This is a genomic window from Methylocystis sp. H4A (assembly GCF_015709545.1).
In the GTDB taxonomy this organism is placed as follows: domain Bacteria; phylum Pseudomonadota; class Alphaproteobacteria; order Rhizobiales; family Beijerinckiaceae; genus Methylocystis; species Methylocystis silviterrae.
Map to the genome: position 1 here is coordinate 131,274 of NZ_JADNQY010000026.1, position 21,790 is coordinate 153,063.

28 protein-coding genes and 1 pseudogene are annotated in these 21,790 nt (G+C 62.1%); 15 read left to right on the plus strand and 14 right to left on the minus strand.

Going from position 1 to position 21,790, the window contains the following annotated elements; genetic code table 11:
* The 8 genes from IYW40_RS13650 to IYW40_RS13685 all read left to right on the plus strand — a co-directional run.
* The coding region (locus IYW40_RS13650; RefSeq protein ID WP_196400915.1) for a quinol:electron acceptor oxidoreductase subunit ActD at positions 1-274 on the plus strand (274 nt) is incomplete at its 5' end.
* Positions 271-756: a cytochrome c gene (locus IYW40_RS13655; protein ID WP_196400916.1), complete on the plus strand. Its 486-nt coding sequence runs from the start codon at positions 271-273 to the stop codon at positions 754-756. The genes IYW40_RS13650 and IYW40_RS13655, both read left to right, overlap by 4 nt.
* Positions 753-1,790: a hypothetical protein gene (locus tag IYW40_RS13660; protein ID WP_196400917.1), complete on the plus strand. Its 1,038-nt coding sequence runs from the start codon at positions 753-755 to the stop codon at positions 1,788-1,790. The genes IYW40_RS13655 and IYW40_RS13660 overlap by 4 nt, the downstream gene beginning before the upstream one ends.
* Before the next feature lie 396 nt (positions 1,791-2,186).
* Positions 2,187-2,969 (plus strand): SCO family protein, encoded by a 783-nt coding sequence (locus tag IYW40_RS13665; protein ID WP_196400918.1) that lies wholly within the window; start codon positions 2,187-2,189, stop codon positions 2,967-2,969.
* Positions 2,966-3,928, plus strand: coding sequence for a cytochrome c oxidase subunit II (gene coxB, locus IYW40_RS13670; protein WP_196400919.1), 963 nt, complete (start codon positions 2,966-2,968; stop codon positions 3,926-3,928). The genes IYW40_RS13665 and coxB overlap by 4 nt, the downstream gene beginning before the upstream one ends.
* A complete protein-coding gene (locus IYW40_RS13675; protein WP_196400920.1) occupies positions 3,925-5,538 on the plus strand; it encodes a cbb3-type cytochrome c oxidase subunit I in 1,614 nt (537 codons plus the stop codon). Before coxB ends, IYW40_RS13675 begins: the two co-directional genes overlap by 4 nt.
* Complete coding sequence (locus IYW40_RS13680) at positions 5,531-6,172, plus strand: cytochrome c oxidase subunit 3 (RefSeq protein ID WP_196400921.1); 642 nt, start codon at positions 5,531-5,533, stop codon at positions 6,170-6,172. Before IYW40_RS13675 ends, IYW40_RS13680 begins: the two co-directional genes overlap by 8 nt.
* A complete protein-coding gene (locus IYW40_RS13685; protein ID WP_196400922.1) occupies positions 6,169-6,462 on the plus strand; it encodes a hypothetical protein in 294 nt (97 codons plus the stop codon). Before IYW40_RS13680 ends, IYW40_RS13685 begins: the two co-directional genes overlap by 4 nt.
* A 332-nt stretch (positions 6,463-6,794) precedes the next feature.
* Here the strand turns inward: IYW40_RS13685 and IYW40_RS13690 are convergent, their stop codons facing one another.
* From IYW40_RS13690 to IYW40_RS13700, 4 genes and pseudogenes are all read right to left on the minus strand, one after another.
* Positions 6,795-7,052, minus strand: coding sequence for a hypothetical protein (locus tag IYW40_RS13690; protein ID WP_246720797.1), 258 nt, complete (start codon positions 7,050-7,052; stop codon positions 6,795-6,797).
* A 266-nt stretch (positions 7,053-7,318) separates the two neighbouring features.
* The gene (locus IYW40_RS13695; RefSeq protein WP_246720798.1) at positions 7,319-7,513 is read right to left on the minus strand and encodes a photosynthetic reaction center cytochrome c subunit family protein; all 195 of its coding nucleotides are present in this window, start codon (positions 7,511-7,513) and stop codon (positions 7,319-7,321) included.
* A 59-nt stretch (positions 7,514-7,572) separates the two neighbouring features.
* Positions 7,573-7,819, minus strand: a pseudogene (locus tag IYW40_RS22270) (hypothetical protein); the annotation flags it as partial.
* 3 nt (positions 7,820-7,822) lie between these two features.
* Complete coding sequence (locus IYW40_RS13700) at positions 7,823-8,785, minus strand: PDR/VanB family oxidoreductase (protein WP_196400923.1); 963 nt, start codon at positions 8,783-8,785, stop codon at positions 7,823-7,825.
* Between the two features lie 276 nt (positions 8,786-9,061).
* On the opposite strand from IYW40_RS13700, the gene IYW40_RS13705 reads away from it, so the two are divergent.
* Genes IYW40_RS13705 through IYW40_RS13715 form a run of 3 tightly spaced genes read left to right on the plus strand, consistent with a single transcriptional unit; the run spans position 9,062 to position 13,030 of the window.
* Positions 9,062-10,717, plus strand: a complete 1,656-nt coding sequence (locus tag IYW40_RS13705; protein WP_196400924.1) for a SagB/ThcOx family dehydrogenase — start codon at positions 9,062-9,064, stop codon at positions 10,715-10,717.
* Entirely contained in the window at positions 10,714-12,411 is a 1,698-nt protein-coding gene (locus IYW40_RS13710) for an ATP-binding protein (RefSeq protein WP_196400925.1), read from the plus strand. The genes IYW40_RS13705 and IYW40_RS13710 overlap by 4 nt, the downstream gene beginning before the upstream one ends.
* Before the next feature lie 16 nt (positions 12,412-12,427).
* Complete coding sequence (locus IYW40_RS13715) at positions 12,428-13,030, plus strand: DUF938 domain-containing protein (protein ID WP_196401060.1); 603 nt, start codon at positions 12,428-12,430, stop codon at positions 13,028-13,030.
* A 120-nt stretch (positions 13,031-13,150) separates the two neighbouring features.
* On the opposite strand, the gene IYW40_RS13720 is transcribed toward IYW40_RS13715, so the two are convergent.
* The 3 genes from IYW40_RS13720 to IYW40_RS13730 are packed head-to-tail and all read right to left on the minus strand — an operon-like array spanning position 13,151 to position 14,066.
* Positions 13,151-13,612 (minus strand): hypothetical protein, encoded by a 462-nt coding sequence (locus IYW40_RS13720; RefSeq protein ID WP_196400926.1) that lies wholly within the window; start codon positions 13,610-13,612, stop codon positions 13,151-13,153.
* Positions 13,609-13,827: a type II toxin-antitoxin system HicB family antitoxin gene (locus IYW40_RS13725; protein WP_196400927.1), complete on the minus strand. Its 219-nt coding sequence runs from the start codon at positions 13,825-13,827 to the stop codon at positions 13,609-13,611. Before IYW40_RS13725 ends, IYW40_RS13720 begins: the two co-directional genes overlap by 4 nt.
* The gene (locus IYW40_RS13730; protein ID WP_029649183.1) at positions 13,824-14,066 is read right to left on the minus strand and encodes a hypothetical protein; all 243 of its coding nucleotides are present in this window, start codon (positions 14,064-14,066) and stop codon (positions 13,824-13,826) included. Before IYW40_RS13730 ends, IYW40_RS13725 begins: the two co-directional genes overlap by 4 nt.
* 80 nt (positions 14,067-14,146) lie before the next feature.
* Here IYW40_RS13730 and IYW40_RS13735 point away from each other — a divergent pair, with 80 nt between their 5' ends.
* From IYW40_RS13735 to IYW40_RS13750, 4 genes are all read left to right on the plus strand, one after another.
* Entirely contained in the window at positions 14,147-14,479 is a 333-nt protein-coding gene (locus IYW40_RS13735) for a Rieske 2Fe-2S domain-containing protein (RefSeq protein WP_018406809.1), read from the plus strand.
* 54 nt (positions 14,480-14,533) lie between these two features.
* On the plus strand, positions 14,534-14,848 hold the full coding sequence (locus IYW40_RS13740; RefSeq protein ID WP_123174941.1) for a hypothetical protein: 315 nt from the start codon (positions 14,534-14,536) through the stop codon (positions 14,846-14,848).
* Between the two features lie 80 nt (positions 14,849-14,928).
* Positions 14,929-15,798 (plus strand): xanthine dehydrogenase, encoded by an 870-nt coding sequence (locus IYW40_RS13745; protein WP_196400928.1) that lies wholly within the window; start codon positions 14,929-14,931, stop codon positions 15,796-15,798.
* A gap of 11 nt (positions 15,799-15,809) precedes the next feature.
* On the plus strand, positions 15,810-16,235 hold the full coding sequence (locus IYW40_RS13750) for a group II truncated hemoglobin (RefSeq protein ID WP_175095892.1): 426 nt from the start codon (positions 15,810-15,812) through the stop codon (positions 16,233-16,235).
* Between the two features lie 122 nt (positions 16,236-16,357).
* On the opposite strand, the gene IYW40_RS13755 is transcribed toward IYW40_RS13750, so the two are convergent.
* The 7 genes from IYW40_RS13755 to cysE are packed head-to-tail and all read right to left on the minus strand — an operon-like array spanning position 16,358 to position 21,774.
* A complete protein-coding gene (locus IYW40_RS13755; RefSeq protein ID WP_196400929.1) occupies positions 16,358-16,975 on the minus strand; it encodes a glutathione S-transferase N-terminal domain-containing protein in 618 nt (205 codons plus the stop codon).
* 39 nt (positions 16,976-17,014) lie between these two features.
* The gene (locus IYW40_RS13760; RefSeq protein WP_014892152.1) at positions 17,015-17,311 is read right to left on the minus strand and encodes a ferredoxin family protein; all 297 of its coding nucleotides are present in this window, start codon (positions 17,309-17,311) and stop codon (positions 17,015-17,017) included.
* Positions 17,312-17,342: 31 nt separating this feature from the next.
* Positions 17,343-18,650: an FAD-dependent oxidoreductase gene (locus tag IYW40_RS13765; protein WP_123174936.1), complete on the minus strand. Its 1,308-nt coding sequence runs from the start codon at positions 18,648-18,650 to the stop codon at positions 17,343-17,345.
* An 11-nt stretch (positions 18,651-18,661) separates the two neighbouring features.
* A complete protein-coding gene (locus tag IYW40_RS13770; protein ID WP_196400930.1) occupies positions 18,662-19,765 on the minus strand; it encodes an electron transfer flavoprotein subunit alpha/FixB family protein in 1,104 nt (367 codons plus the stop codon).
* A 22-nt stretch (positions 19,766-19,787) separates the two neighbouring features.
* Positions 19,788-20,630: an electron transfer flavoprotein subunit beta/FixA family protein gene (locus IYW40_RS13775; protein WP_196400931.1), complete on the minus strand. Its 843-nt coding sequence runs from the start codon at positions 20,628-20,630 to the stop codon at positions 19,788-19,790.
* Between the two features lie 29 nt (positions 20,631-20,659).
* Positions 20,660-21,001 (minus strand): nitrogenase stabilizing/protective protein NifW, encoded by a 342-nt coding sequence (gene nifW, locus IYW40_RS13780; RefSeq protein WP_196400932.1) that lies wholly within the window; start codon positions 20,999-21,001, stop codon positions 20,660-20,662.
* On the minus strand, positions 20,998-21,774 hold the full coding sequence (gene cysE, locus IYW40_RS13785) for a serine O-acetyltransferase (RefSeq protein ID WP_246720799.1): 777 nt from the start codon (positions 21,772-21,774) through the stop codon (positions 20,998-21,000). Before cysE ends, nifW begins: the two co-directional genes overlap by 4 nt.
* Positions 21,775-21,790 lie beyond the last annotated feature (16 nt).

The window sequence follows — 21,790 nt, forward strand, 5'->3', positions numbered from 1 at the left end:
GGGCGGGCGCCCGCCGTTTTCCTGGCCTTCGTTCATCCCCATCGCTTTCGAGGTGGGCATCTTGTCCGCCGTGCTCGCCACGATCATTGGGGCCGGCGCGCTTTGCGGCTTCACCCGCTATTACGACCCCGTCGATAGAACCAGGGCGATCCGCGACGCGATGATCGATCGTTGGGTGATCGTCGTGCGCACGGCCAATTCTGATGCTTTGGCGCGGTCGCGTGACATCATGCAAGGCTGCGACGCGCGCATGATCGAAGAGGCCGAGCTGTGAACCGAGCCATCGCCGTCATCGCTCTTTGCGCGCTGGGCGCCTGCAGCGACATGAGCAATCAGCCCAAGCAACGAAGCTATTCGCCGCTCGTCGGGCCAGCACAGACGCCGCCCGACACCGTCGCCTTTCTCTACCGCAAACCGAGCGCGCCGCCACTGACGTTCGCGCTCATCGAGCGGGGGCGGCAGCGCTATCGAATTTTTTGTACGCCCTGTCACTCCGAGCTTGGCAACGGCCAAGGCATGATTGTCCAGCGCGGCTTTCCAGCGCCGCCCTCCTTCGACAGCGAACGACTGCTCCAAGCGCCGACGCGCCATTTCGTCGATGTGATCGCGCAAGGCCACGGCGCCATGTATGCCTATGCCGCGCGCGTGCCGCCCGCCGATCGTTGGGCGATCGCCGCCTATATTCGCGCCTTGCAAAAAAGCCAGAATGCGTCGGCGACCGATCTCGCAGCCGCAAAAGCGGAGACCGCGCCGTGAGCCGCATCCTCCTGATTCTGGTTTGCGCCGTTGGCTATGCCGGAGCCTTTCTCGGATGGGCGTTGGCGCCCGGGAGCTTTGGATTCGCTTGGCTGACGGCGCTCAGCATATGGATCGCCTGGCCGCTCGGCGCCATGGCGCTGACGCTGATCCACGCGCTGACAGGCGGCCGCTGGGGAAAGGCCGTTCACGGCATCCTCGCCGCCGGGGCGCGCAGCGTGTTTCTCGCTCCGCTGTTCATCGTTCCTTACGCGCTGACAGCCAACCGCGTCTATCCGTGGCTTCAAAGCGGCGCGCCGCAGTTCGACAACGCGCTCTATCTGAACGGTCCCGCCTTTGTGCTTCGCGGCGTGATCTATCTGCTGATCTGGCTCATTCTCGCTGTGCTCATCACGCGCGCCAACGATGACGCCGATGAGCTCGCGCGGCTTGCGCCAGCAGGGCTCATTCTTCTCGCGCTGACGACGACCTTCGCCGTCATCGACGCCGACATGTCGCTTGATCCGACTTTCGCCTCGAGCCTCTTCGGTCTCGGCTTCATCAGCGAGATTGGCGCGCTCGCTCTCTCCGCCGCGACGCTCGCCCTCATATTTTCGTCCTCGCCAGACCCCGAGGCCTTGCGCCAGCTTGCGCGCCTGCTTCTCGCCTTCGTCATTCTGTGGAGCTATCTGGCGCTCATGCAACTCATCATCGTCTGGCAGTCCGACCTGCCGCATGAAGTCGCTTGGTATCTCCCGCGCGGGCGTGAGGGCTGGGGCGTCATCGCCGGGCTTATCGTCCTTACGCATTTCATTGCGCCCTTCTTCACACTGCTTTCGGCCAGAGCGCAACATTCGCCAAAGGCCGTGGGATTTGCCGCGGCGTCGACCATCGTCGGCGGCATTCTTCATCAGTTCTGGCTGGTCGCTCCGGCGGCCGGCGCTCGTTCAGGGGTGATCGCGCTACTTACGCTTTCAGCCTTGCTGGCCATGGCTTGCACGTCGGCGCTCACCTCTCGGTTGACAAAGCGTATTTGGATTCGAGTCGAGGCGTGAGCGCAATGGACGAAAAAGACCTTGCGCCAGCTTCGCACGAAGGAAGCGATATCAGCGGCGGCTTTATCGCCATCGGCTTCGCTTCGACGGTCCTGGGAATCGTCTTGTTGGCCCTTCTCGCATGGGCGCTCTATCCCGACGCCATGATTGATCGGACAATGAATTTGCCACTGCCGTCATTCCCCGAGCCGCGACTGCAGATCAATCCGGCGGAGGACTGGACGGACTTTCACCGGCGCGAATTGACGCGCTTGAACAGCGCAGGCTGGATTAATCAGGCCAAAGGCGCAGCGCATATTCCAATCGCTGCCGCGATGCGAAAGATCGCACAGGAAGGCATCGCGGATTGGCCGGCCACCGCGCCCCTCACTTCTCCGTCACCAAAGGAGAATGCGAATGAAGCCGCTTCTTACGCTACTGGCGTTGCTGCTTCTCAACAGCCTCCCGGTCTATGCGCAACGGACGCCCGACATAACGGGCGTTGCATACAAGCAGAAACTCGGCGCCCGCCTGCCGTTAGAAAGCGCGTTCACCGACGCGGATGGACAAGACGTTCGCATTGGTGATGTGTTCGATCGCGCGCCGGTCATTCTCGTGCTCGGCTACTTCCATTGCGACAAGCTCTGCGGCGTGACGCGCCTCGCACTGTTGCGCGCGGCGCAGAAAGCGGGATTGTCGGCGGGCTCTGACTATGTCTTCGTCGCGATCAGCATCGATCCGATAGAAACGACCGACGCGGCACGACAGGCGCGCGAGATCGATTTCGCCGCGGCGGCGCCAATCGGCGCGACTGAGGGATTCCGCTATCTTACCGGAACGCCGGAGACCATTCGCGCCGTAGCCGAGGCTGTCGGATATAATTATCGCAACGGCGCGCGTCCGCAGACCTTCATTCATCCGATCGGCGCCGTTGTCATTACCGCGCATGGCGTCGTCTCAAGTTATCTCTCCGGCATTGGCTCCTCTCACGAAGAAATGCGCGGCGCGGTCGAAGCCGCCGCCACGCAGAATGTTGCGCCGCGCGCATCCCCGGCGCTGTTGCTCTGCTTCGATTTCGATTCGACGACCGGCCGGTACACATTCGCCATCATGAAATTCCTGCGGATCGGCGCGGTCGGGATGACCCTAGCGCTTGCGGCGATGTTCTATCGCGAGTTCCGCAAAGGAGCGCGCGCATGAATGGCTACTGGCCAAGCGCGACGGTCGAAGGACGTGAAGTCGACTTTCTGCTCCTCGCGCTTTTGCTCGTGTCATACGCGGTTCTCGCCCTCGTCTTCGGGCTCATCCTTCTCTACATGGTTCGATATCGCGCCGGCAGCGGCGTCTCTCGCGGCGCGCGAACGCGCAAGACCTGGCGTTTCGAGATCAGCTGGACAGTAGCGACGCTGGCGATCTTCTTTGCCCTGTTTATTTGGGGTGGCGATCTTTACGTGCGCCTTTTCCAGCCGCCCGACGACGCATTGCAGATCTACGTCGTCGGCAAACAATGGATGTGGAAGGTCGAGCATCAGGGCGGCCAGCGCGAGATCAACGCACTGCACATACCGGTCAACCGGCCAATTCAGCTCGTCATGACGTCGGAAGACGTCATTCATGATTTTGCCGTGCCGGCGTTTCGCATCAAGCACGACGTTCTGCCAGGCCGCTACCAAACCCTCTGGTTTCAGGTCGACAGGACCGGCGCCTTCCAACTCTTCTGCACTCAGCTTTGCGGCGTCGGCCATTACTCGATGACGGGAGAGGTCGTCGCCATGTCGCAGCCGGATTTTGAAAAGTGGCTGGCAAGCGGCGCAGGGCCTGAAAGCCACGAAGACATGGCGGCCGCTGGCAAAGGACTCTTCACGGCGCATGGATGCAGCGGCTGTCACGGCGAAGGCGGGGTGGGCGGATCGCCGGAGACGACCGGCGTCGCCGCGCCGGCGTTGAGCGGGCTGTATGGCCGCTCAGTCAAATTGCAGACCGGCGCGACTGTAACGGCGGACGATAAATTCATCCGCGACTGCATCCTTACGCCCGACAAGACTCCGGTCGCCGGCTATCCGCAGATCATGCCGTCCTTCGCAGGACAGATCAGCGAAGAAAACGTGCTGCGGCTCATCGCTTATATCAAATCGCTCAAATCGGGGGGCCGGACATGACGCATTCGGCGGCGCATGTTTCCTATCTTGAAGATGGCCATACGCTGCGCAGCTGGCTGCTCACGACCGATCATAAGCGCATCGCGATTCTCTATCTCATCGCCATCACCTTCTTCTTCTTCGCCGGCGGCTTCGCCGCCTTTCTCATGCGCTATAATTTGATTTCTTCGCATGGGCTGCTCGGGTCGGCCGAGACTTATAATCGGCTTTTCTCGATGCATGGCATATTGATGGTCTGGTTCTTCCTCGTCCCTGCCGTGCCGGTGACGCTGGGCAATTTTCTGACGCCGCTGATGCTGGGCGCCCGGGACCTCGCCTTTCCGCGGCTCAATCTGCTGAGCTGGTATCTGTTCATGGCCGCGGGCTTCGTCGCGCTCTATGCCGTCGCGGCCGGCGGCGTCGACACCGGCTGGACGTTTTATACGCCCTTGACGTCTCTCTACTCGAAGGGACACGTCGTGGCCGCGATCATCGCCATCTTTATCGCCGGGTTTTCGTCGATCGCGACGGGGCTCAATTTCATCGTTACAATACACAAGCTCCGCGCTCCGGGCATGGGCTGGTATAGAATGCCGGTCTTCTTGTGGTCGCTCTACGCGACCAGCGTCATCCTCGTCCTCGCGACCCCGGTGCTCGCGATGACTCTGCTGTTGTTGGCGTTTGAACGCATTTTTGGGATCGGCGTCTTCGATCCGGCGATCGGCGGCGATCCGCTGCTCTTTCAGCATCTCTTCTGGTTCTATTCGCATCCCGCCGTTTACGTGATGATCCTGCCCGGCTTCGGCGTCATCAGCGAGATCGTGCCGGCGTTCTCCCGCAAGGAGCTGTTCGGCTATAAATTCATCGTCTGGGCGAGCATCGCGATCGCCGTTATCGGCTTTCTCGTCTGGGGCCATCACATGTTCGTCGCGGGAACCTCGCTCTTTTCGGCGATCGTCTTTTCGCTGCTCAGTTATATAGTTGCAGTGCCGTCAGCCATTAAAGTCTTCAACTGGATCGGCACGATGCACAAAGGCTATATCCATTTCGACTCGCCGATGCTTTACGCAATCGGCTTCATCGGCCTGTTCACGACTGGCGGACTGACCGGCCTCTTCGTCGCGGCGCTCGCCGCCGACGTGCATCTCACGCAGACCTATTTTGTCGTCGCGCATTTCCATTATGTGATGGTCGGCGGCATGGTTTCGGCCTATTTCGCCGGTCTTCATTTCTGGTGGCCGAAGATCACGGGGCGTCTCTATCCGGAGATGTGGGGCCGCGCCGCCGCGATCATCATCTTCGTGGGTTTCAACTTCACCTTTTTTCCCCAGTTCGTGCTGGGCTATCTCGGCATGCCGAGACGTTATTTCGCCTACCCGCCACACTTCGAACCGCTGAACCTGCTGTCTTCCGCCGGCGCGATGGTGCTCGCCATAGGCTATCTGCTGCCGCTGGGCTATCTCACTTGGTCGCTGCTTTATGGCGAACGCGCCTCGGCGAATCCGTGGGGCGCGACGGGGCTCGAATGGACGACGCCATCTCCTCCGCCGACGGAAAATTTCGACGTGACGCCGATCGTAACGCAAGCCCCCTATCAATATGAGCAACCGGAGGCTGTGATCCATGAGTGACGCCGCCGCTCACGAATTTCAGTTCTCGAGCGCCGAGCATCAGCGCGAAACGGCGATCTCGGGGATTTGGCTTTTTCTCGCGACCGAGGCGCTATTCTTCGGCCCGATCTTCCTTGCGTGGATGTATGCCCGTCTTTCCGATCCAAGCGCCTTCGACGCCGGCAGCCGACAGACCGAGCTGACGATCGGCGTGACGAATACGGCGCTGCTGATCGCGAGCAGTTTCGCCTACAGCATCGGCCTCGCCTGCGTCGAATTCGGAAGCCGTCGCGGAATGGTTCTCTGGCTGCTGATCGCTTGGGCGCTCGGCGCCGCTTTCATCGGCCTCAAATTCGGGGTGGAGTGGCGAATGGATCTTGAGAAGGGTCTGTTCCCAGGCGCGAATTTCTCAGTCCACGGACCGTCGCGAAGCGGCGCCCAACTCTTCTTCGCCTTCTACTTCTTCAGTACGGCGCTTCACGGCCTTCATCTTCTCGTCGGACTTGCGCTTCTCGCCTGGATGATCTCGAAGGCGCGACAGTTCACCGCCGAGCGCCATAATTCCGTTCGCGTCGTCGGACTCTATTGGACCTTTATCGATATCATCTGGCTTATTCTGTTTCCGCTCATCTATCTCATAGGACGGGCCTCATGACAGCGGTCGCCCTTCGTCTCATCTCGGTCGCGTCGCTGATGTTTGCGCTTCTCGCCGCAGAGCTTGCCGCGACCTTTGCCTTCCCGGGTTGGGGACGCGGCGGCGGCGCCATCATTGCGGCGACGATGGTAGGCGTGGCGGCGTTCGGATTCATGGACCTGCGTCAAGAAGGCGCGGTCGTCTGGCTGTTCGCCGCCGCGGCGCTTCTGTGGCTCATCATTCTTCTTGGCCTCGGCGCCCTCGATCCGATGACGCGCACGCTCTATCCGACAGTCATCGCCGTCCCATAGGGTTCCTTCTTGCTCGGCCGCGCGTTTCATCTCCGGATAAGCGCAGTGCGCGTCGGGCGGCTTGCCGCGCGCGCAGCGGTATGACTTTCGCCTCCACGAAGGGCAGGTGCGCCGCTGCGCCGCGACGTTTTGAAGACGCGGAACTTGCGCGCTATCTCTGTGCGCCGCCGATGCATATGATCCCCGGGATGCAGTCGCGCGGCTGCACCGGGCGGCCATCAACCAACTCGGCGAAGCGAAAGCCGCCGAGATTTCGCGCGAGGCGGGAGCGCGCATGAGCCGCTCTTCCCTGAATTGCTTCGTCGCTTGCGCTCCTCGCAATGCCGGCGCGCCTAGCTTCCGGCCGGAACGAGCCAGTCTTCGGCTGGCGCATAGCCCTCGCCCACCGCCTTGAGATAATGCATCGTGAAGCCGCTGATCGCTTTCCGTAAAGCGTCGCCGGGCGTATCCGCCTCCGACGCGCAGCTCCAAAAGGGGCTCGGCTGGCGCGGCGTTTTAATCGCGTGGCTCAGGCGGAACGCTGTCCGCGATCCCCATGTCCGGCGTAATCGAATGGTGACGACGGTCTCGAGCGTTCCGATCCGAATCATATAAGCGCCTTCGTCGTCTTGCCTTTGAACGACGCTGACGCAATCATCTTGAAGCGCGCTTTCCACTGTGCACACGGCGTCATCCTCCCTGCTTTGCGCCCAGCGAAACGAAAGCAAAGCTCCAAACTGCCGGTATTGAGACGTGCGCGACCATCCTTGTCAAAAATGGCTAAAAAGCGCCCGGCCGACGTGGCCGTCGGCCGGGCGAAAGCCGACGGTCAGCGCGCGGCCTTGCCGCCGAGTTCGGGAAAGTCCTTCTACTTACTCTAACCGTAAAGCGGTTTGCTCACGCCCTGATGACAGGTCCCGCAATTGTCCTTCGTGCTGTCGCCGAGCGGCCCTAACCGATTGGCAGGACAGAGCGATTTCAGCGTTTCCAGATAGACGGCGTTCACCTCGCGCATGATCTGTAAGCCGTTCCAGGCGGTCGCGCGCTGCGGCGCACTCTGAGACCATTCCAAGAATGTTCGAGTGCGTGACAGAAGGTGCAATTGACCGCGAGAAGGACGACGGCACCATAGGCGCCCGCCAATCGCTCCCGCAGCCGTTCCAAGGCAGCAAAGGAGCCGCCTTCGATATCAACCGCGTCGTCCGAGAGACGACAAATGGCGTAGAGCCCATAGGCAGGCGCGCGCACGGCTCGGCAAGATTGATGCCGCGAAGCAAGAACGCGAGCCCTGTCTGAAGACCTCCCGGCAGGCGGCATGATCGTCTCGAGCGGCGAATGCGGCGTCTGCGTCCGCGCCGCGACGACGGCCGCGCGTCAGCGTTTACAGATTCAGCACCAGCAGGTCGCTCTTGGCGCGCGAGACGCAGGCCAGGAAAAAGCCGTCCGCCTTTTCCTGATCGGAGAGACGCTTGTCGCGATGGTCCGCCTCGCCTTCAATGACCTGGATCTTGCAGGTTCCGCACATGCCCTGTTCGCAGGACGTGGGAATCTTCACACCCTGCTCCTCGAGGAAAGCCGTGACGGTCTTGTCGCCGGGGACTTTATACACGGCGCCCGTGCTGGCGATCTTGACTTCGAAGACCTTGTCGAGCACGGCCGGCGGAACTTTCGCGGTGAATCTTTCGACGTGGATTCGCTCCTTCGCCCAGCCTTTCTGCTCGGCGAGGTGGATGATCGGATCCTGCCACCAATCCACGCCACAGATGAAGAGCTGGGTCTCTTCCGGCTGGTCCTGCAGAAGGGTCACCGGATTGAGCAGCTGATTGAGTTCGCTCGCCTCATAATAAAATTTCGTATTCTCCGCGAAATTCGATGTCGCGATCATCTCGTTGAATGAACCTGGCGACATCATCGCGTAGACGTAGTGCAAGTCGAAGGGAATATCCTGGCGCTTGAGATGGTCCGCGATGCTCAGGATCGGCGTCACGCCGATGCCTCGCGCCATCAAGATCGCGCGCTTCGTTTGCCGCGGCACGCGAAACCGGTTTCTCGGCAAGCCCACCTGCAATTTGTCGCCGACATTCACTTGCGTATGCAGCGCCTTGGAGCCGCCGCGGCTGTTGGCGTCGTTCCACACGCCAATGACGTAGCGATGGCGTTCCATGGCGCTGTTGCACAAAGAATATTGCCGCACCAAACCGCCGGGAAGCGTGACGTCGACATGCGCGCCAGGCGAGAAGGTCGGCAGTTCAGCGCCGGTGGGATCGACCAGTTCGAACGAGGCCATATTGTGGGCCTCGTCCGTCTTCTTGGCCACAGTGACTTCACGCAGAGTATCGTCCATCGCGTCGTCCGATCAAGATGCGGAACAGAGCGCAGAAAGTAGCAAGAAGCATACCCTTGGGGTCGCCGCAGGCCCGAGCCGCGGTGAACCGACAATGTCACCTATCGGCCAAAAGCCCAGGGTTGCGTCTCCGCTGTGGCGGTCTTGTGCGACATTCTTCGTCGCCATCTCGGCGTGTTCCTCCCCAGATCGGCGAAAGTCATTGATCTTGTTTGTGATCGTCAGCCAGCCAAACTGGGCGCGCTTCTTGAATTAAGAGAGCGACGAGGAGGCCGCATGGCTGAAGCCGAGATCGAACTCCAGACTTTGAACGACCGAATGCGTGACGCCGACGCACTGCCGAGCGATATCCGCGGCTATCACAGGCGCACGAAACATGCCCCGACGCGATATGCGCTTGGGCCGGCCTTTCTCGATTGGACCTCGCAGCCTTCGCCCTTCCGGCGCTTCGAGGGCGCGCCGCGCGTCGAACTGCCGCTACGCGATCGCGAAGAGACCGCGCCTTTCCCCGGCCCTGCGCTGCGCTCCGCGCCGCTCGACCGCATGGCGCTCGGCCTGTTCATGGAGCTCGGCTTCGGGATCAGCGCCTGGAAAAGTTACGAAGGCTCGACGTGGGCGCTTCGCAACAATCCGTCTTCCGGCAATCTGCATCCGACCGAAACCTATCTCCTCGCCAACGCCGCCGAGGGGCTCGGCGAGACCGCCGCGCTTTATCACTACGCGCAGGAAGATCATGTGCTGGAGCGGCGCGCTGATTTTGAAACGCCGCTCGTTCTGCCTGAGGGCGGCTTTCTGCTCGGACTGGGTTCCGTCCCCTGGCGCGAGAGCTGGAAATATGGCGAGCGGGCGTTTCGCTATTGCCAACTCGACGTCGGCCATGCGATCGGCGCCGCCGCGCAGGCCGCCGCCGCGCTGGGCTGGCGCGCGCATCTCTTGTGCGAACCGGGCGACGCCGACGTCGCGGCGCTGCTCGGCCTCGATCGGCCTGACGCTTCACATCGGCGCGAGGAAGAACATCCCGATGCGCTCTTGTGGATCGCCGTGGATGGGAACGCGCCCCCCGCCATTGACGTCTCCAGCCTTGCGCGCGCGCCGCGAACATGGTCGGGCGCCGCAAATCGCTTGAGCGACGACCACGACGGCTGGCCGCTTGTCGACCGGGCGGCCCGGTTCTGCGTCAAGCCCCGCACGCCGACATTGGAGCCTTTGTCACGCGTTGCGCCGAAACCCGCCTTCCCCTTTCCGCTGCCCGACATCGGGCGCGTGGTGCGGCGGCGGCGCAGCGCGCAGCGCATGGACGGCGTCGCCCGCCTCTCGCAGGAGGCGTTTTGCGCCATGCTGACGTCGACGCTTCCTGGCGCCGAGCCTTGCATGGCGCCCTTCCCCTGGCCGCCGCGCCTAAATCTGCTGCTCTTCGTGCATCGCGTCGAGGGCGTGGAGCCGGGTCTCTATCTGCTGCAGCGCGACGCCGAAACCACGGCGCGGCTGCGCGAGATGTCGGCGCTGGCGTTGCTTTGGACGCCGATCGAGATCGGACCGCTTAAACTCTTTCGCCTGCGGCAAGGCTCCGTCGAACGCGAGGCGAGCATGAACGCCTGCCGCCAGGCGATCGCCGGCAAAGGCTGTTTCGCCGTCGCGATGATCGCCGATTTCGACCACACGCTTCAAGAGGACGGCGGCTTCGGCTATCGCCGGTTGCACTGGGAGGCCGGCGCGATCGGCCAAGCGCTCTATCTCTGGGCCAGCGCCATTGGCCTCTCCGGCACGGGGATTGGTTGCTTCTTCGACGACGAGATCCACGCGATGCTCGGACTGTCGCCAGAGCAATACGCCTTTCAGGACGTCTACCACTTCACCGTCGGCGCCGCGCTGGAAGACCCGCGCATGCTGACGCTCCCCGCCTACCCCGAAGAGATGCGCGAGCGAACATGAACATCCAAATCGAAAGGCCGCATGTCGAAGCGCTGATTGCGCGCTTTCCCGCCCATTCGGGGCTCTCGTCGCAACTGCGTTTCGGCGACAGAGTCGAACTCGATCTCGCGCATCTCTCCGGCGCTGAATTCGATTTCCTCGAAGAGCTGTATCAGCAATCGGGTCCCGAGTTGCGCGCCAGAGCCGCGCAGCTCGCGACGCTGCGCTCGGCGCTCGAGTCGCAGGGCAAGCGCTTCGAAGCCGGCGATCTCGAAGACGTGTTGCCGGCGCTGGTCAAATATCTGACGACCGACGGGTTACGCGGCTGGCTGTTCACGGCGAGCGTCGCCGCCAAGGCGCTCCCCTATGTCGTGACGCGTTTCGACTATGTGCCGGCCTCCAACGACGAGGCCGGCAAGATCCTGGTGGAACTCAAGGCCAACGCCAAGGGCACGCTGCAAACCAATCTCATGCGCATCATGGCGCCCGATGTCGTCGGCCGAACGATCAGCGAAATCCTCGCCGCCAAGGGCTTCTTGCGCGAGACGCCGGCTTTGATCGAGGCCTTCGACGCGGCGAGCGAGACGTATTTCGATTGGCGCGGCCGCTATGGCGCGCAGTTCTCCGGCAAGGGCTCCGGCTTTCACGCCGAAGACCCCAACTCGACGCATCGCGACACGGACTGGACGCGCAAGGACGTCATCGTGCTCTCGACGAGCGGCGGCGAGGCGCGACTCGTCAACGACGAGGCGGTGCTTTCGGCGCGCAACCTGACGCTGGAGGCGCCGGGCGACGTGCTCGGGCATTTTCTGCGCAAGGCGGGCAAGAGCAACAATTTCTCCGGCGAGGACGAAATCGCCGAGTTGCGCGAACAGATTCCGCCGGGACTCTTCACGCAAGTTCCCGTGCATCCCTATATTCTGATGTTCCATCTCGATCTGCACCATCACGTCTGGGTGCATGTCGACGAGATGCGGCTCTATCGCTATCAGCCCGAGTTGAAGAGCAAGCTGGTGCTGCCGGAGGAGCAGACGGATCTCATCGACATTCTGACCGCCGAAATGGACGTGCTGATGGACGACATCGTCCAAGGCAAATCCGGCGGCACCACGGTGCTTTGCGCCGGACCGCCCGGCGTTGGTAAAACGCTGACGGCGGAAGTCTATTCGGAAATCATCCAGCGTCCCTTGTACCGCGTGCATTCCGGCCAATTGGGCCTCAACGTCGGCACAATGGAGACGGCGCTGAAGGAGATTTTAACCCGGGCCCAGCGCTGGGGAGCGGTGATGCTGATCGACGAGGCCGACGTCTACATCAAGCGCCGCGACGACAACATCGCCATGAACGCCGTCGTCGGCGTTTTCCTGCGCGTGCTCGAATATTTCAATGGTCTGCTCTTCCTGACGACGAACCGCGTCGACGACATCGACGAGGCGATCGTCTCGCGCTGCATCGCGCTGATCAAATACAACCCGCCAGACGCTGACGCGAAGCGCCGTATCTGGCGCGTGATGACCGAGCAATTCGCGCTCAAAGTCGATGACGCGCTCATCGACGAACTCGTCGAGATTTTCCCCGCCGCCACGGGCCGCGATATAAAGGGGTTGGCGAAGCTCACGGCGAAGTTCTGCCACCAGAAGAATGTGCCGCCGAGCCTCCCCGTCTTCCGCCGCTGCGCCATCTTCCGCGGCCTCGACACGGCGCATGCGGCATAGCGGTTAGGACGTGAGCATGGAAGAGGCGCGGCTGAAGTCGCCCTCGGTCGCGCGCAATCGCGAAGCGATCCTTGACGTGTTGCGTCCGCTTCTGCCGCAGCAAGGCGTCGTGCTCGAAATCGCCAGCGGCTCGGGCGAACACGCGGCATTCTTCGCGGAAAATTTGCCGCATCTCGTCTTTTGGCCTTCCGATCCCGACGCCGCGGCGCGTCGTAGCATCGCGGCCTGGCGCCTATCGCTCGGTCTCGCCAATCTTCGCGCGCCATTGACGCTCGATGCGCGCGAGGACGATTGGCCCCTCCACACAGCCGACGCGATCCTCTGCATCAACATGCTCCACATCTCGCCCTGGTCGGCGACGGAAGGCTTGTTCAAAGGCGCAGCGAGAATCCTCCCGAGCAATGCGCCGCTCTATCTTTATGGTCCCTATCGGCGCCAGGGCGTCGAGACGGCGCCGAGCAATATTGAATTCGAGGCTTGGCTGAAGACGAAAGATCCGGCCTTCGGACTGCGCGACTTGGAGGCTGTCGCCGACTGCGCCTCGCGCAACGGATTCTGGGACCCTGCTGTCATTGAAATGCCGGCCAACAATCTCAGCGTAATCTTCCGCCGCGCATAGATCACGCTGCATTTGAGCGGAATCGCCTAAATGCAGATAAATTGATCGATATCCAAAGTTTGAGCGCGCTCTATGCGAAAACCCGGTTCCCACTTTTTCGCAGCGCGCTCCAAGCCCGTTTCAGCCATCGAATCCGCCGGACAGTCGCTCGCGCCAGCGTTCGCGAAAGGCGTTCGCCATATCCTCGCTCGCAAAGGCGACCTCGATCGACCATTCCGTGGTGCGCGTATCGTCGGGCCACGCCCGTTCCGCGCTACGCCAGAAGATGTTTGGCCAGTCGGGATTGCGCTGCGGCTTGCCGCTCTCGCGCGACGACGGCCGGCCGACGCGGGCAATCAGCCAATCCATGATTTCCGGCCGAAAGGCGGCGCCAAAAAACAGTCCGTGCCGACCCATGCGGTCGGGAGTGCGAAAGATACGCTGATTGAGCCAGGCGAAGGCAGGCGGATCAGGATCATTGTGAAAGCAACGCAGCGCCAACAGACGGAATCCCATGGGGACGGGAAGCGCCGGCACAGCGTTGACGCAGCCTGCAGACTCCTGCAACGCCGCCGTGGCGGAGCCATAATTTTCCGTCCTCACACGCTCTCTCCCCGCGCCTCTGGCGGCGGCCGGTCGACGGCCTTCAGCGCGTCGAGCACGGCGATCAGCGCCCGGCGCCCGTCCTCCACCGCCTCGGCCTCGGTGCCGCCGACGCCAAAGCAGCCGGGAATCTCCGGGTAAGACACGACGAAATAGCCGCCCTCCTCTGGTGGTCCGCGGCCCAGCTCGGTTCGATAGACGGGCGCCTCGCTCATCTGTCCAACTCATCCATGAGGTCCACCATCGCGACGAAGGCCTTCACGTGAACGCTTCTTACCTTCGCCTTCATGGGAATGGCGACGCAATTCGGCACCGAAGGATGGGTGAACACGACATGCGTTCCCGTCACCTTGCGGAACTTGATCGCATATTGCGAGGCGGTGATTTCAAAATCGGCGGGCGTCCAGGCGCCGCCGGGATCATTGCGAAACGCCTCCAAACGCTTGTTATGCACGGCGTCGCCTCCCGTCGGTTTCGGCTCGAATCTTGCTCGCCGTCGATGCAAATTCGCAGCCAGCCTTACGGAGCGCCCTCATGTTTGTTCGCGTCTGCAAGGAAGACACGCTCATGGAGGGCGGAATGCGCGTTGTCATCGCCGACGCGCAACTCATCGTTCTCGCTTGGCCGGAAGACGGCGTCGTAAAAGCGTTTCAGGGAGTCTGTCCGCACACCAATGTTCCCTTGGCCGACGCCGATTTCGATGGGACGACGCTGACCTGTCCGCTGCATTTCTGGTCGTGGGACATGAACAGCGGTCAGCCCACCCACGAGCATGCGACGCCGCTCGCTGAATATCCGGTGCGGATCGAAGACGGCGTCGTCTATATCGACGCCGAAGGCGTCGCGCCGATCTTCGCGGAACCCTGAACAACGCTGGTCCGCATATTGCGAGACCGCGATCACGCAAGGAAGGTGGCGAGCATGGCGGTTGATCTGAAGACCGATTGGACGAATGACGATCTCGCCAGGCTGATGGCGTCAGTCGAAGACGACCGGGACTGGCGTCTCGAGGTCAGCGCCGCGGGAGTCGCCGATCTTAGCGACAAGACCGCCAATCCCACCGGCTCCGACTACGACGAGACGCTGCACTGTTTCTTCGAAACCTGGATGCAGGGAACTGATTTCGTCGGCGTCTCGGCCGCCGCCGACAAGACGCTCGTCGGAAAGATCGCAAACGCCTTGCGCGAAAATTACCCCGGACTGAAGGCGGGCAAATTCGTTTACGTGGCTTTGTAGCGCATTCGGCGACGCCGCGAAGACGCGCGCCGCTTTAGTCGTTGGCGTGCGTCTTGCTTTCGCCGAGTCGCGGGGGGACGATGACACAGGTGCGATTCTGCGAATTTCTGTCCAATCGAAGCGCGCCCTTCGTGATCGTTCTGGGCGCGAATGAGATTGCTTCGGCAGTTGCGGCGCGTCTGACGCGGGAGGGCTACCGCGTCGTGCTCAGTCACGACCCTTACCCGCCGGTCATTCGGCGTGGCATGTCGTTCCACGACGCTCTGTTCCAGGATCGCGCCGAGGTCGACGGCATTCAAGGCTACCGCGGCGAGACCGCGCTGGAAATCGTACGGGTGTTGACCGTGACGGGCGTCGTCGCCGTGACCTCGCTGCAACTGACCGATCTCCTCGCGCTCCGCACGCCTGACGTGTTGATCGACGCGCGAATGCAAAAGAACCGCATGACGACCAATCTGCGCAAGATCGCCAATCTCGCCATCGGGCTCGGCCCGCATTTCGCTGCCGGATTGAACTGCGACGTCGCCATCGAGACGCATCCCGACCACGCCGGCGAACTCGTCGACACCGGCGAAACTCGGCCCAACGATCATGTTCCACGCTACCTTGGCGGCGTCGGCCGCGGCCGCTTCGTTTATTCCGCCCGAGACGGCGTTTGGCGCACGCCGCTCGACGTTGGCGCGCGAATCTTCAAGGATTACCTCCTCGGCCTCCTCGACGGTCACCGCGTCCTTTCGCCGATGGACGGCTTCCTGCGCGGGATCGCCCGCGACGGGGTCGTCGTGCCGCAAAATGTGAAACTCGTCGAGGTCGATCCGCGCGGGCGCGCCTCGACTTGGACAGGCACCGACGAATATGGGCGCGCCATAGCGGACGCCGCCTATCGCGTGATCGCCAGGGCGGCCCACGCACGCCATTGGGCGCGGCCCATCACCGTAAGTTATCACTGAGGCTTGAGGCCGTGACGACGACCACTATCGACAATACCGTATCCATATACGATCGGATCGGCGGCTTTGACACGGTCGAGCGGCTTGTCGAAACCTTCTACCGCAACATGGACGAATTACCGGAAGCGCGCGGCATACGCGCCGTTCACGCCGACGATCTTGGACCGACACGCGCCATTTTGAAGGTCTATCTGGCCGAATGGCTCGGCGGCCCCAAGGACTATTCCGCCAAGAAGGGACATCCGCGCCTGCGCATGCGGCATAGCCATTTGCGCATCGGTCCGGCCGAGCGCGACGCCTGGATGCTGTGCATGAACGGTGCGCTGGATGCGACGATCGAAGACGTCGGCATACGCGAAGGGTTGCGCGAAAATCTCGCAAAGCTGGCCGATTGGATGCGCAACGATCCGGATAATGCGCATGACAAGCGCCATTGAGCGCGCAGCGGCGTATCCGTCAACGTTGATGCGCTCTATGTCGGCGGCGCCGGCCGCGATGTCGCATGGCGTGGAAAACTACGTGCCTCTCACACGGCCGATCGGCTGAAGCGCGCCTCGGATCAGCTGCGATAGCCCTCTTCAGCGAGCACCTGCCGGACGGCCGGGCGCGTTTTCATAAGCGCGTAATGCGCCTGGCAATTGCGCGGCAGCGTCATGCCCGTCTTGTCGGCCCAAAACTCCACATAGAACAGCGCCGCGTCGGCGATCGAAAAGCCGCCAGCGACATAGTCCTTGCCCGCGAGTTCCGTATCGATCGCGATCAGCGCCGACGCGACGATCTCGCGTCCTTCGGACTTGATCGCTTCGACGTCGGCCTGACGCCCAGCGTAGCGCTCCGGCGTGAACACGCGTCGAAAGCCTTCGCCGTGGATATGCTGAACGCAAAAATGCATGGCGGCCAACGCCGCCTCGCGCGCATCCGCGCTCTCGGGCAGGAGCTTGCGGCGCGGATAGGTCTGCGCAAGCCATAGGGCTATGGAGTGAAAATCCGTCAGCGCGACGCCGTCGTCACGCAACAGAGTGGGGATCGTCCCATTCGGGTTGATCGCCAAATAGTCCGGCTTGAGGTGATCGCCCTTGACCAGATTGACGATATAGGCCTCGAAGACCAGCCCGATCTCTTCGAGCAGGATGTGTATGCCCGTGGAGCAGGATCCGGGCGTCATGTAGAATTTCATTCCCGGCTCGCCTTGCGCGTCCGATCAGGGTCGATCATCTCAGCCGAATTTGAACAGCACGCCGTAGCCGCCGCGCGGATAGTTCCATTCGATGTCGCCGCTCGGCTCGGCGATGATCCTGCACGTGCCGCATTCGACGCAACCGTCCGTCGTGATCTCGACTTGCCCCGTCGAGTTCATTTCATAGCAGTGCGCCGGACAGACGTTCAGCAGGCTGAGCAGTTGCGGCGAGGGCGTGGTGTGCGGACGCACCTTGATGTGGGCGCGGCCGGCGTCGACGAGATAGCGATTGAGGTAAAGCTTGTCCTCTACTCGGACAGCTGCTTCTGCGCTCATTGTCCTTCTCCGTTGCTCGAGCGTATCCCAACTACCTCCACGCGCGCGCCAGCCGAAACGCGTCGCCGACCAGTCCGGTCAGCGAACGCGCCGCGAGGAAGGAGCGGAACGTGGTCTTCTCTTTTTCCCGCTTTGTCGTGCCGTCGACGCGCAGGAAATTCGTCATCGCCTTGGAGACGAGTTGCGGATAGGTCAGGAAGAAGTTCTGCGCCTGGATGTGAAGCAGGTCCGGCATGTCGCGATACTTCTTCAAATCCTTCATGACGAAGGATTCGTCGAGCATCTTCTTGTAGAGCGCAAGATTCTCCTTGGTCATCGGATCGCGGCGCGATTTGATCTGGAAGATCGCTTCCGCGGCGATCCGTCCGGAGGTCATCGCTAGATTTGAGCCTTCGCGATGTATGGCGTTGTTCAACTGCGCGGCGTCGCCAACCACGACCCAGCCATCGCCATAGAGCTGCGGGATCGCCTTGAAGCCGCCTTCGGGGATCAGATGCGCGGCGTATTCCTTGACTTCGGAGCCTGCGATGAGCGCCGCCACCGACGGATGCTGCTTGAACTTTTCCAGCAGTCCGTACGGCGTCTGTCCAGTCTTCTCGAAGTCCGCGACGAGACAGCCGATGCCGAGCGAGATGGATTCCTTATTTGTGTATATGAAACCCATCCCAGTCATGCCTTGCGAGATGGTGCCGACCGCCTCGATGACGGCGCCTTCGTCGCCGCGTAGATTGAAGCGGGCTTCCAGGGTTTCCTGCGGGAGGAAGTGCATTTCCTTCACCGCTAGAGCGACATTGCTCTTGTCAGGCGTCTTGCGCAGACCGGCTCTTGTGCCGAGCAGCCCGCTCACGCCTTCCGCCAGCACGACGACGTCGGCGCCGACTTGTCCGTTCTTGCGGTCCGTGCGCACGCCGATGACTTTTCCATAGGCGTCCTGCAACAGTTCCAGGACCGTGGTTTCGCACAGCACGACCGCGCCGGCCTCCTGAACCTTCTTGGAGAACCATTTATCAAATTGCGCGCGGATGATCGTGTAGCGGTTAGGACGCTCCTCGTTAAATTCGTCCGAGCGGTAATGGAGCCCCGTATGGGAGTTGTCGTCCATCATCCAAAAGCGCTGCTCGACGAGATGGCGCTCCAGCGGCGCGTCCTCACGGAAATCCGGGACAAGCTTCTCGAGCATGTCGGAATAGAGGATCGCGCCCTGCACATTCTTGGAGCCGGAATATTCGCCGCGCTCCAACTGCAGGACTTTGAGACCCTTGCGCGCCAGCGTCAGGGCGGCGGCGTTACCGGCCATACCGGCACCAACTACGATCGCGTCGAATCTTTCTTCGATCATGCCTATCTCCCCTAGCTCGCTAGACGGTCGCGCTGATGCGGAGACAATCGTTTCGAGAACGCTTCCGTGAGTGCAGGCAAAAGCCGTACCGCGTCGGTGACGATTCCAACATGGGCGAAATCGAAGATTGGCGCATTCTTGTCGGTGTTGATCGCGACGATGTAATCCGCGCCCTCGACGCCGACGCGATGCTGGATCGCACCGGAAATGCCCGCGGCGATATAAAGCTTGGGTCGGATCGTCTTACCGGTCTGGCCGATCTGCCGGTCAGAGCTGACCCATCCCTTTTGCACCAGCGGGCGCGAACAGCCGAATTCCGCGCCGATCGCGCTCGCCAGCTGACGGATGAGTTGGAAATTTTCCGGAGAGCCGAGGCCGAGGCCGCCCGCGACGACCACGTCGGCGAACGCCAGGTTGGATTTTGTCGAATCGCGGTCCGGCAGAAACGACAACACTTTGGTGACAATGTCGTCTTCCACCAGACCGAGTGGATGTTCGATCACGCGGCCGATCGGCTTTTCGACGCGCTCCGGCATCGGCATCACGCGCGGGCGCACGGTCGCCATCTGCGGGCGATAGTTGAGCGTGAAGATCGTGCAGAGCAGCGAGCCGCCGAACGTCGGACGCGTCGCGGCGAGCGAACCTTCCGCATCGACGTCGAGTTCCGTACAATCGGCGGTGAGGCCGGTCAGCAGCGTCGTCGCCACCGAGCCGGCAAGATCGCGTCCTAGAATCGTCGCGCCCAGCAGCAGGATTTCCGGCTGATAGGCGTTGACGAGATCGGTCATCGCCTTGGTGTAGCTCTCATTGCGGTAATCCGTGAGGATGTCGTCCGCGACAAGATAGGCGAGGTCTGCGCCATAGTTGAAGCTTTCGCGCACGACCGCCTGCGTCGCCTCGTTGCGCGCGCCGACGACGACCGCGGCGAGATTGACGCCGAGCTTATCGGCGAGAATCCGACCCGCGCCCATCAGCTCCCAAGACACAGGGTGCGCTTGTCCCCGCTCCTGCTCGATGAAGACCCAGACGTGCTTGTAGGCTTTGAGATGTTCGGGCAGCTCTTTTTTCGCCGCCGCGCGCCCCGCCGGAGCAGGAGCCTTTGCCTTGTCATTCATGTGTCGCGCTCCTGTTTCGAGATCAATAGCCGCGCGTCAATTGTCCGAGCTCGGATTCGAGTTTCGGCCGGCGCTTGAACAATTCATCGACGAAGGCGTCCCCCGGCTTGTCGCCGAGTTCGATGAACTGGGCCTTTTCCGCACGCGGCTTCGGCGCGAAGACGCGCTTGACGATCGTCGGCGAGCCGCGCAGTCCGCATTTGGTGATGTCCTCGACGCCGGCGTCCTGCGCGCTCCATTTGATGATCGTCGCGCGCGCCGCCGTCAACGCATCGCTCAGCGAACCAATGCGCATCTCGTTGACGCCTTCGAGGACGGAGATCAGGCAGGGCATTTTACTGCGCAGTTTCTGAACGCCGCCTTCGCTGCGCCGCTCGACGTCGATCGTTCCCGCCTCAAGGTCGACGTTGTCGATATGCGAGACATAAGTGAGCTGCATCAGGCCGAGCCGCTTGGCGACGCCGGGGCCGACCTGCGCGGTGTCGCCGTCGATGGTCTGCTTGCCGGTGAAGACGACGTGAGGCGGGCCAAACTCCACGCCGATCTTGCGGATCGCCGTCGCCAGCGCGTATGTCGTCGCCAGCGTGTCGGCGCCGGCGAAGAAGCGGTCGGTCAACAGCACCGCGCGATCGGCGCCAAAGGTCAGCGCCTTGCGCAGACTGTCCTCGGCGGAAGGCGGACCCATGGTGAGGATGGTGACCGCGCCGCCGAATTTTTGGCGCAGCCGCAACGCTTCTTCGATCGCGAACAGATCATATGGATTGATGATCGTCGGAACGCCCTGGCGCATGATCGTGTTGGTCACCGGGTGAACGCGGATCTGCGCCGAGTCGGGCACTTGCTTCATGCAGACGACGATATGCATTAGAGTTGTCCCCGTTGATCCTTAAGCGTTCACTTCAGAACGTTGAGCTGCACCAATGACGGCGGCGCCGCCGGCTTGACGGCGTCTTTGTGAACTTTGAACAGACGCTCGTCGATCGGCGTCGATGTCAGGAAGTCCTGATAGGCGCGCTCCAAAAAGTCCTTGCAGCGCAGGGTCACCGTCGCGTCGTCCAGCTCGGCTAGATCCTCGCTGAAGAGATATTGTCCCATGCGCCGCAGAATATGGAGGCGCGCGACATTGACCACTTTCGGATCATATTCAACGCCAAGCAGCGAGAAGAACTCTTCGGCGCAGGACGCCTTTTTCAATTGCTCCAGAACGGCGGGCTCCGACATTTTGGTCTCCTTCATATGATTTCCGCGGGCTCCGCCTTTGGCGCGGCGCCATCGGGCGCCTTGACGGTCCGTTCGCGTTCCCGCAGACGCCTTTGCAGATGCGACACCCGCGTCTCCAAGAACTCGACGCGATCGAGCAGGACCGCGAATGCCTCGCCGACTGGATCCGGCATCAGATGGTGATTGAGGTTGATGCGGCCATCGAACGTGCAGCGGCCGATGTCGCGATGCACGATCTTCGCCGGAATTCCCACCACAGTCGCGTCGCGCATCACACTTTCGATCACGACGGAATTGGCGCCGACGCGCGCATTGCGGCCGATCGTGATGGGACCGAGAATTTTCGCGCCGGCGCCGATGATCACTTCGTCCTCGAGCGTCGGATGGCGCTTGCCCGGCGACCAGGAGACGCCGCCGAGCGTCACGCCGTGATAGAGCGTCACGTCATCGCCGACGACCGCCGTCTCGCCGATGACGACGCCGGCGCCATGGTCGATAAAAAAGCGTCGGCCAATCGTCGCGCCGGGATGAATGTCCACATTGGTCAGAAAGCGCGCGAACCAGGAGAGGAGACGCGCCCAGAAGCGATGATCGTTGATCCACAGCCAATTGGCGAGGCGATGCCAAATGACGGCGTGCAGCCCGGGATAGGTGAGCAGCGTCTCAAAGCGTCCGCGGGCGGCGGGATCGCGCGTCGCGACGCACGCCAGGTCCTCGCGGATCAGCTGCAAACGCGTCGGCTCGGGCGCCGCGGCCGCCGCCTCGGTTTGCGCTGCCTGGTTCGTCATCGTGGCGACTCGTTCG

Excerpts from the sequence above, each read along its gene's own strand:
- IYW40_RS13665 (WP_196400918.1), top strand. The coding sequence starts at position 2,187 with ATGAAGCCGCTTCTTACGCTACTGGCGTTGCTGCTTCTCAACAGCCTC.
- coxB (WP_196400919.1), top strand. The coding sequence starts at position 2,966 with ATGAATGGCTACTGGCCAAGCGCGACGGTCGAAGGACGTGAAGTCGAC.
- IYW40_RS13675 (WP_196400920.1), top strand. The coding sequence starts at position 3,925 with ATGACGCATTCGGCGGCGCATGTTTCCTATCTTGAAGATGGCCATACG.
- IYW40_RS13680 (WP_196400921.1), top strand. The coding sequence starts at position 5,531 with ATGAGTGACGCCGCCGCTCACGAATTTCAGTTCTCGAGCGCCGAGCAT.
- IYW40_RS13685 (WP_196400922.1), top strand. The coding sequence starts at position 6,169 with ATGACAGCGGTCGCCCTTCGTCTCATCTCGGTCGCGTCGCTGATGTTT.
- IYW40_RS13690 (WP_246720797.1), bottom strand. The coding sequence starts at position 7,052 with ATGATTCGGATCGGAACGCTCGAGACCGTCGTCACCATTCGATTACGC.
- IYW40_RS13700 (WP_196400923.1), bottom strand. The coding sequence starts at position 8,785 with ATGGACGATACTCTGCGTGAAGTCACTGTGGCCAAGAAGACGGACGAG.
- IYW40_RS13705 (WP_196400924.1), top strand. The coding sequence starts at position 9,062 with ATGGCTGAAGCCGAGATCGAACTCCAGACTTTGAACGACCGAATGCGT.
- IYW40_RS13710 (WP_196400925.1), top strand. The coding sequence starts at position 10,714 with ATGAACATCCAAATCGAAAGGCCGCATGTCGAAGCGCTGATTGCGCGC.
- IYW40_RS13715 (WP_196401060.1), top strand. The coding sequence starts at position 12,428 with ATGGAAGAGGCGCGGCTGAAGTCGCCCTCGGTCGCGCGCAATCGCGAA.
- IYW40_RS13725 (WP_196400927.1), bottom strand. The coding sequence starts at position 13,827 with ATGAGCGAGGCGCCCGTCTATCGAACCGAGCTGGGCCGCGGACCACCA.
- IYW40_RS13735 (WP_018406809.1), top strand. The coding sequence starts at position 14,147 with ATGTTTGTTCGCGTCTGCAAGGAAGACACGCTCATGGAGGGCGGAATG.
- IYW40_RS13740 (WP_123174941.1), top strand. The coding sequence starts at position 14,534 with ATGGCGGTTGATCTGAAGACCGATTGGACGAATGACGATCTCGCCAGG.
- IYW40_RS13745 (WP_196400928.1), top strand. The coding sequence starts at position 14,929 with ATGACACAGGTGCGATTCTGCGAATTTCTGTCCAATCGAAGCGCGCCC.
- IYW40_RS13755 (WP_196400929.1), bottom strand. The coding sequence starts at position 16,975 with ATGAAATTCTACATGACGCCCGGATCCTGCTCCACGGGCATACACATC.
- IYW40_RS13760 (WP_014892152.1), bottom strand. The coding sequence starts at position 17,311 with ATGAGCGCAGAAGCAGCTGTCCGAGTAGAGGACAAGCTTTACCTCAAT.
- IYW40_RS13765 (WP_123174936.1), bottom strand. The coding sequence starts at position 18,650 with ATGATCGAAGAAAGATTCGACGCGATCGTAGTTGGTGCCGGTATGGCC.
- IYW40_RS13770 (WP_196400930.1), bottom strand. The coding sequence starts at position 19,765 with ATGAATGACAAGGCAAAGGCTCCTGCTCCGGCGGGGCGCGCGGCGGCG.
- IYW40_RS13775 (WP_196400931.1), bottom strand. The coding sequence starts at position 20,630 with ATGCATATCGTCGTCTGCATGAAGCAAGTGCCCGACTCGGCGCAGATC.
- nifW (WP_196400932.1), bottom strand. The coding sequence starts at position 21,001 with ATGAAGGAGACCAAAATGTCGGAGCCCGCCGTTCTGGAGCAATTGAAA.
- cysE (WP_246720799.1), bottom strand. The coding sequence starts at position 21,774 with ATGACGAACCAGGCAGCGCAAACCGAGGCGGCGGCCGCGGCGCCCGAG.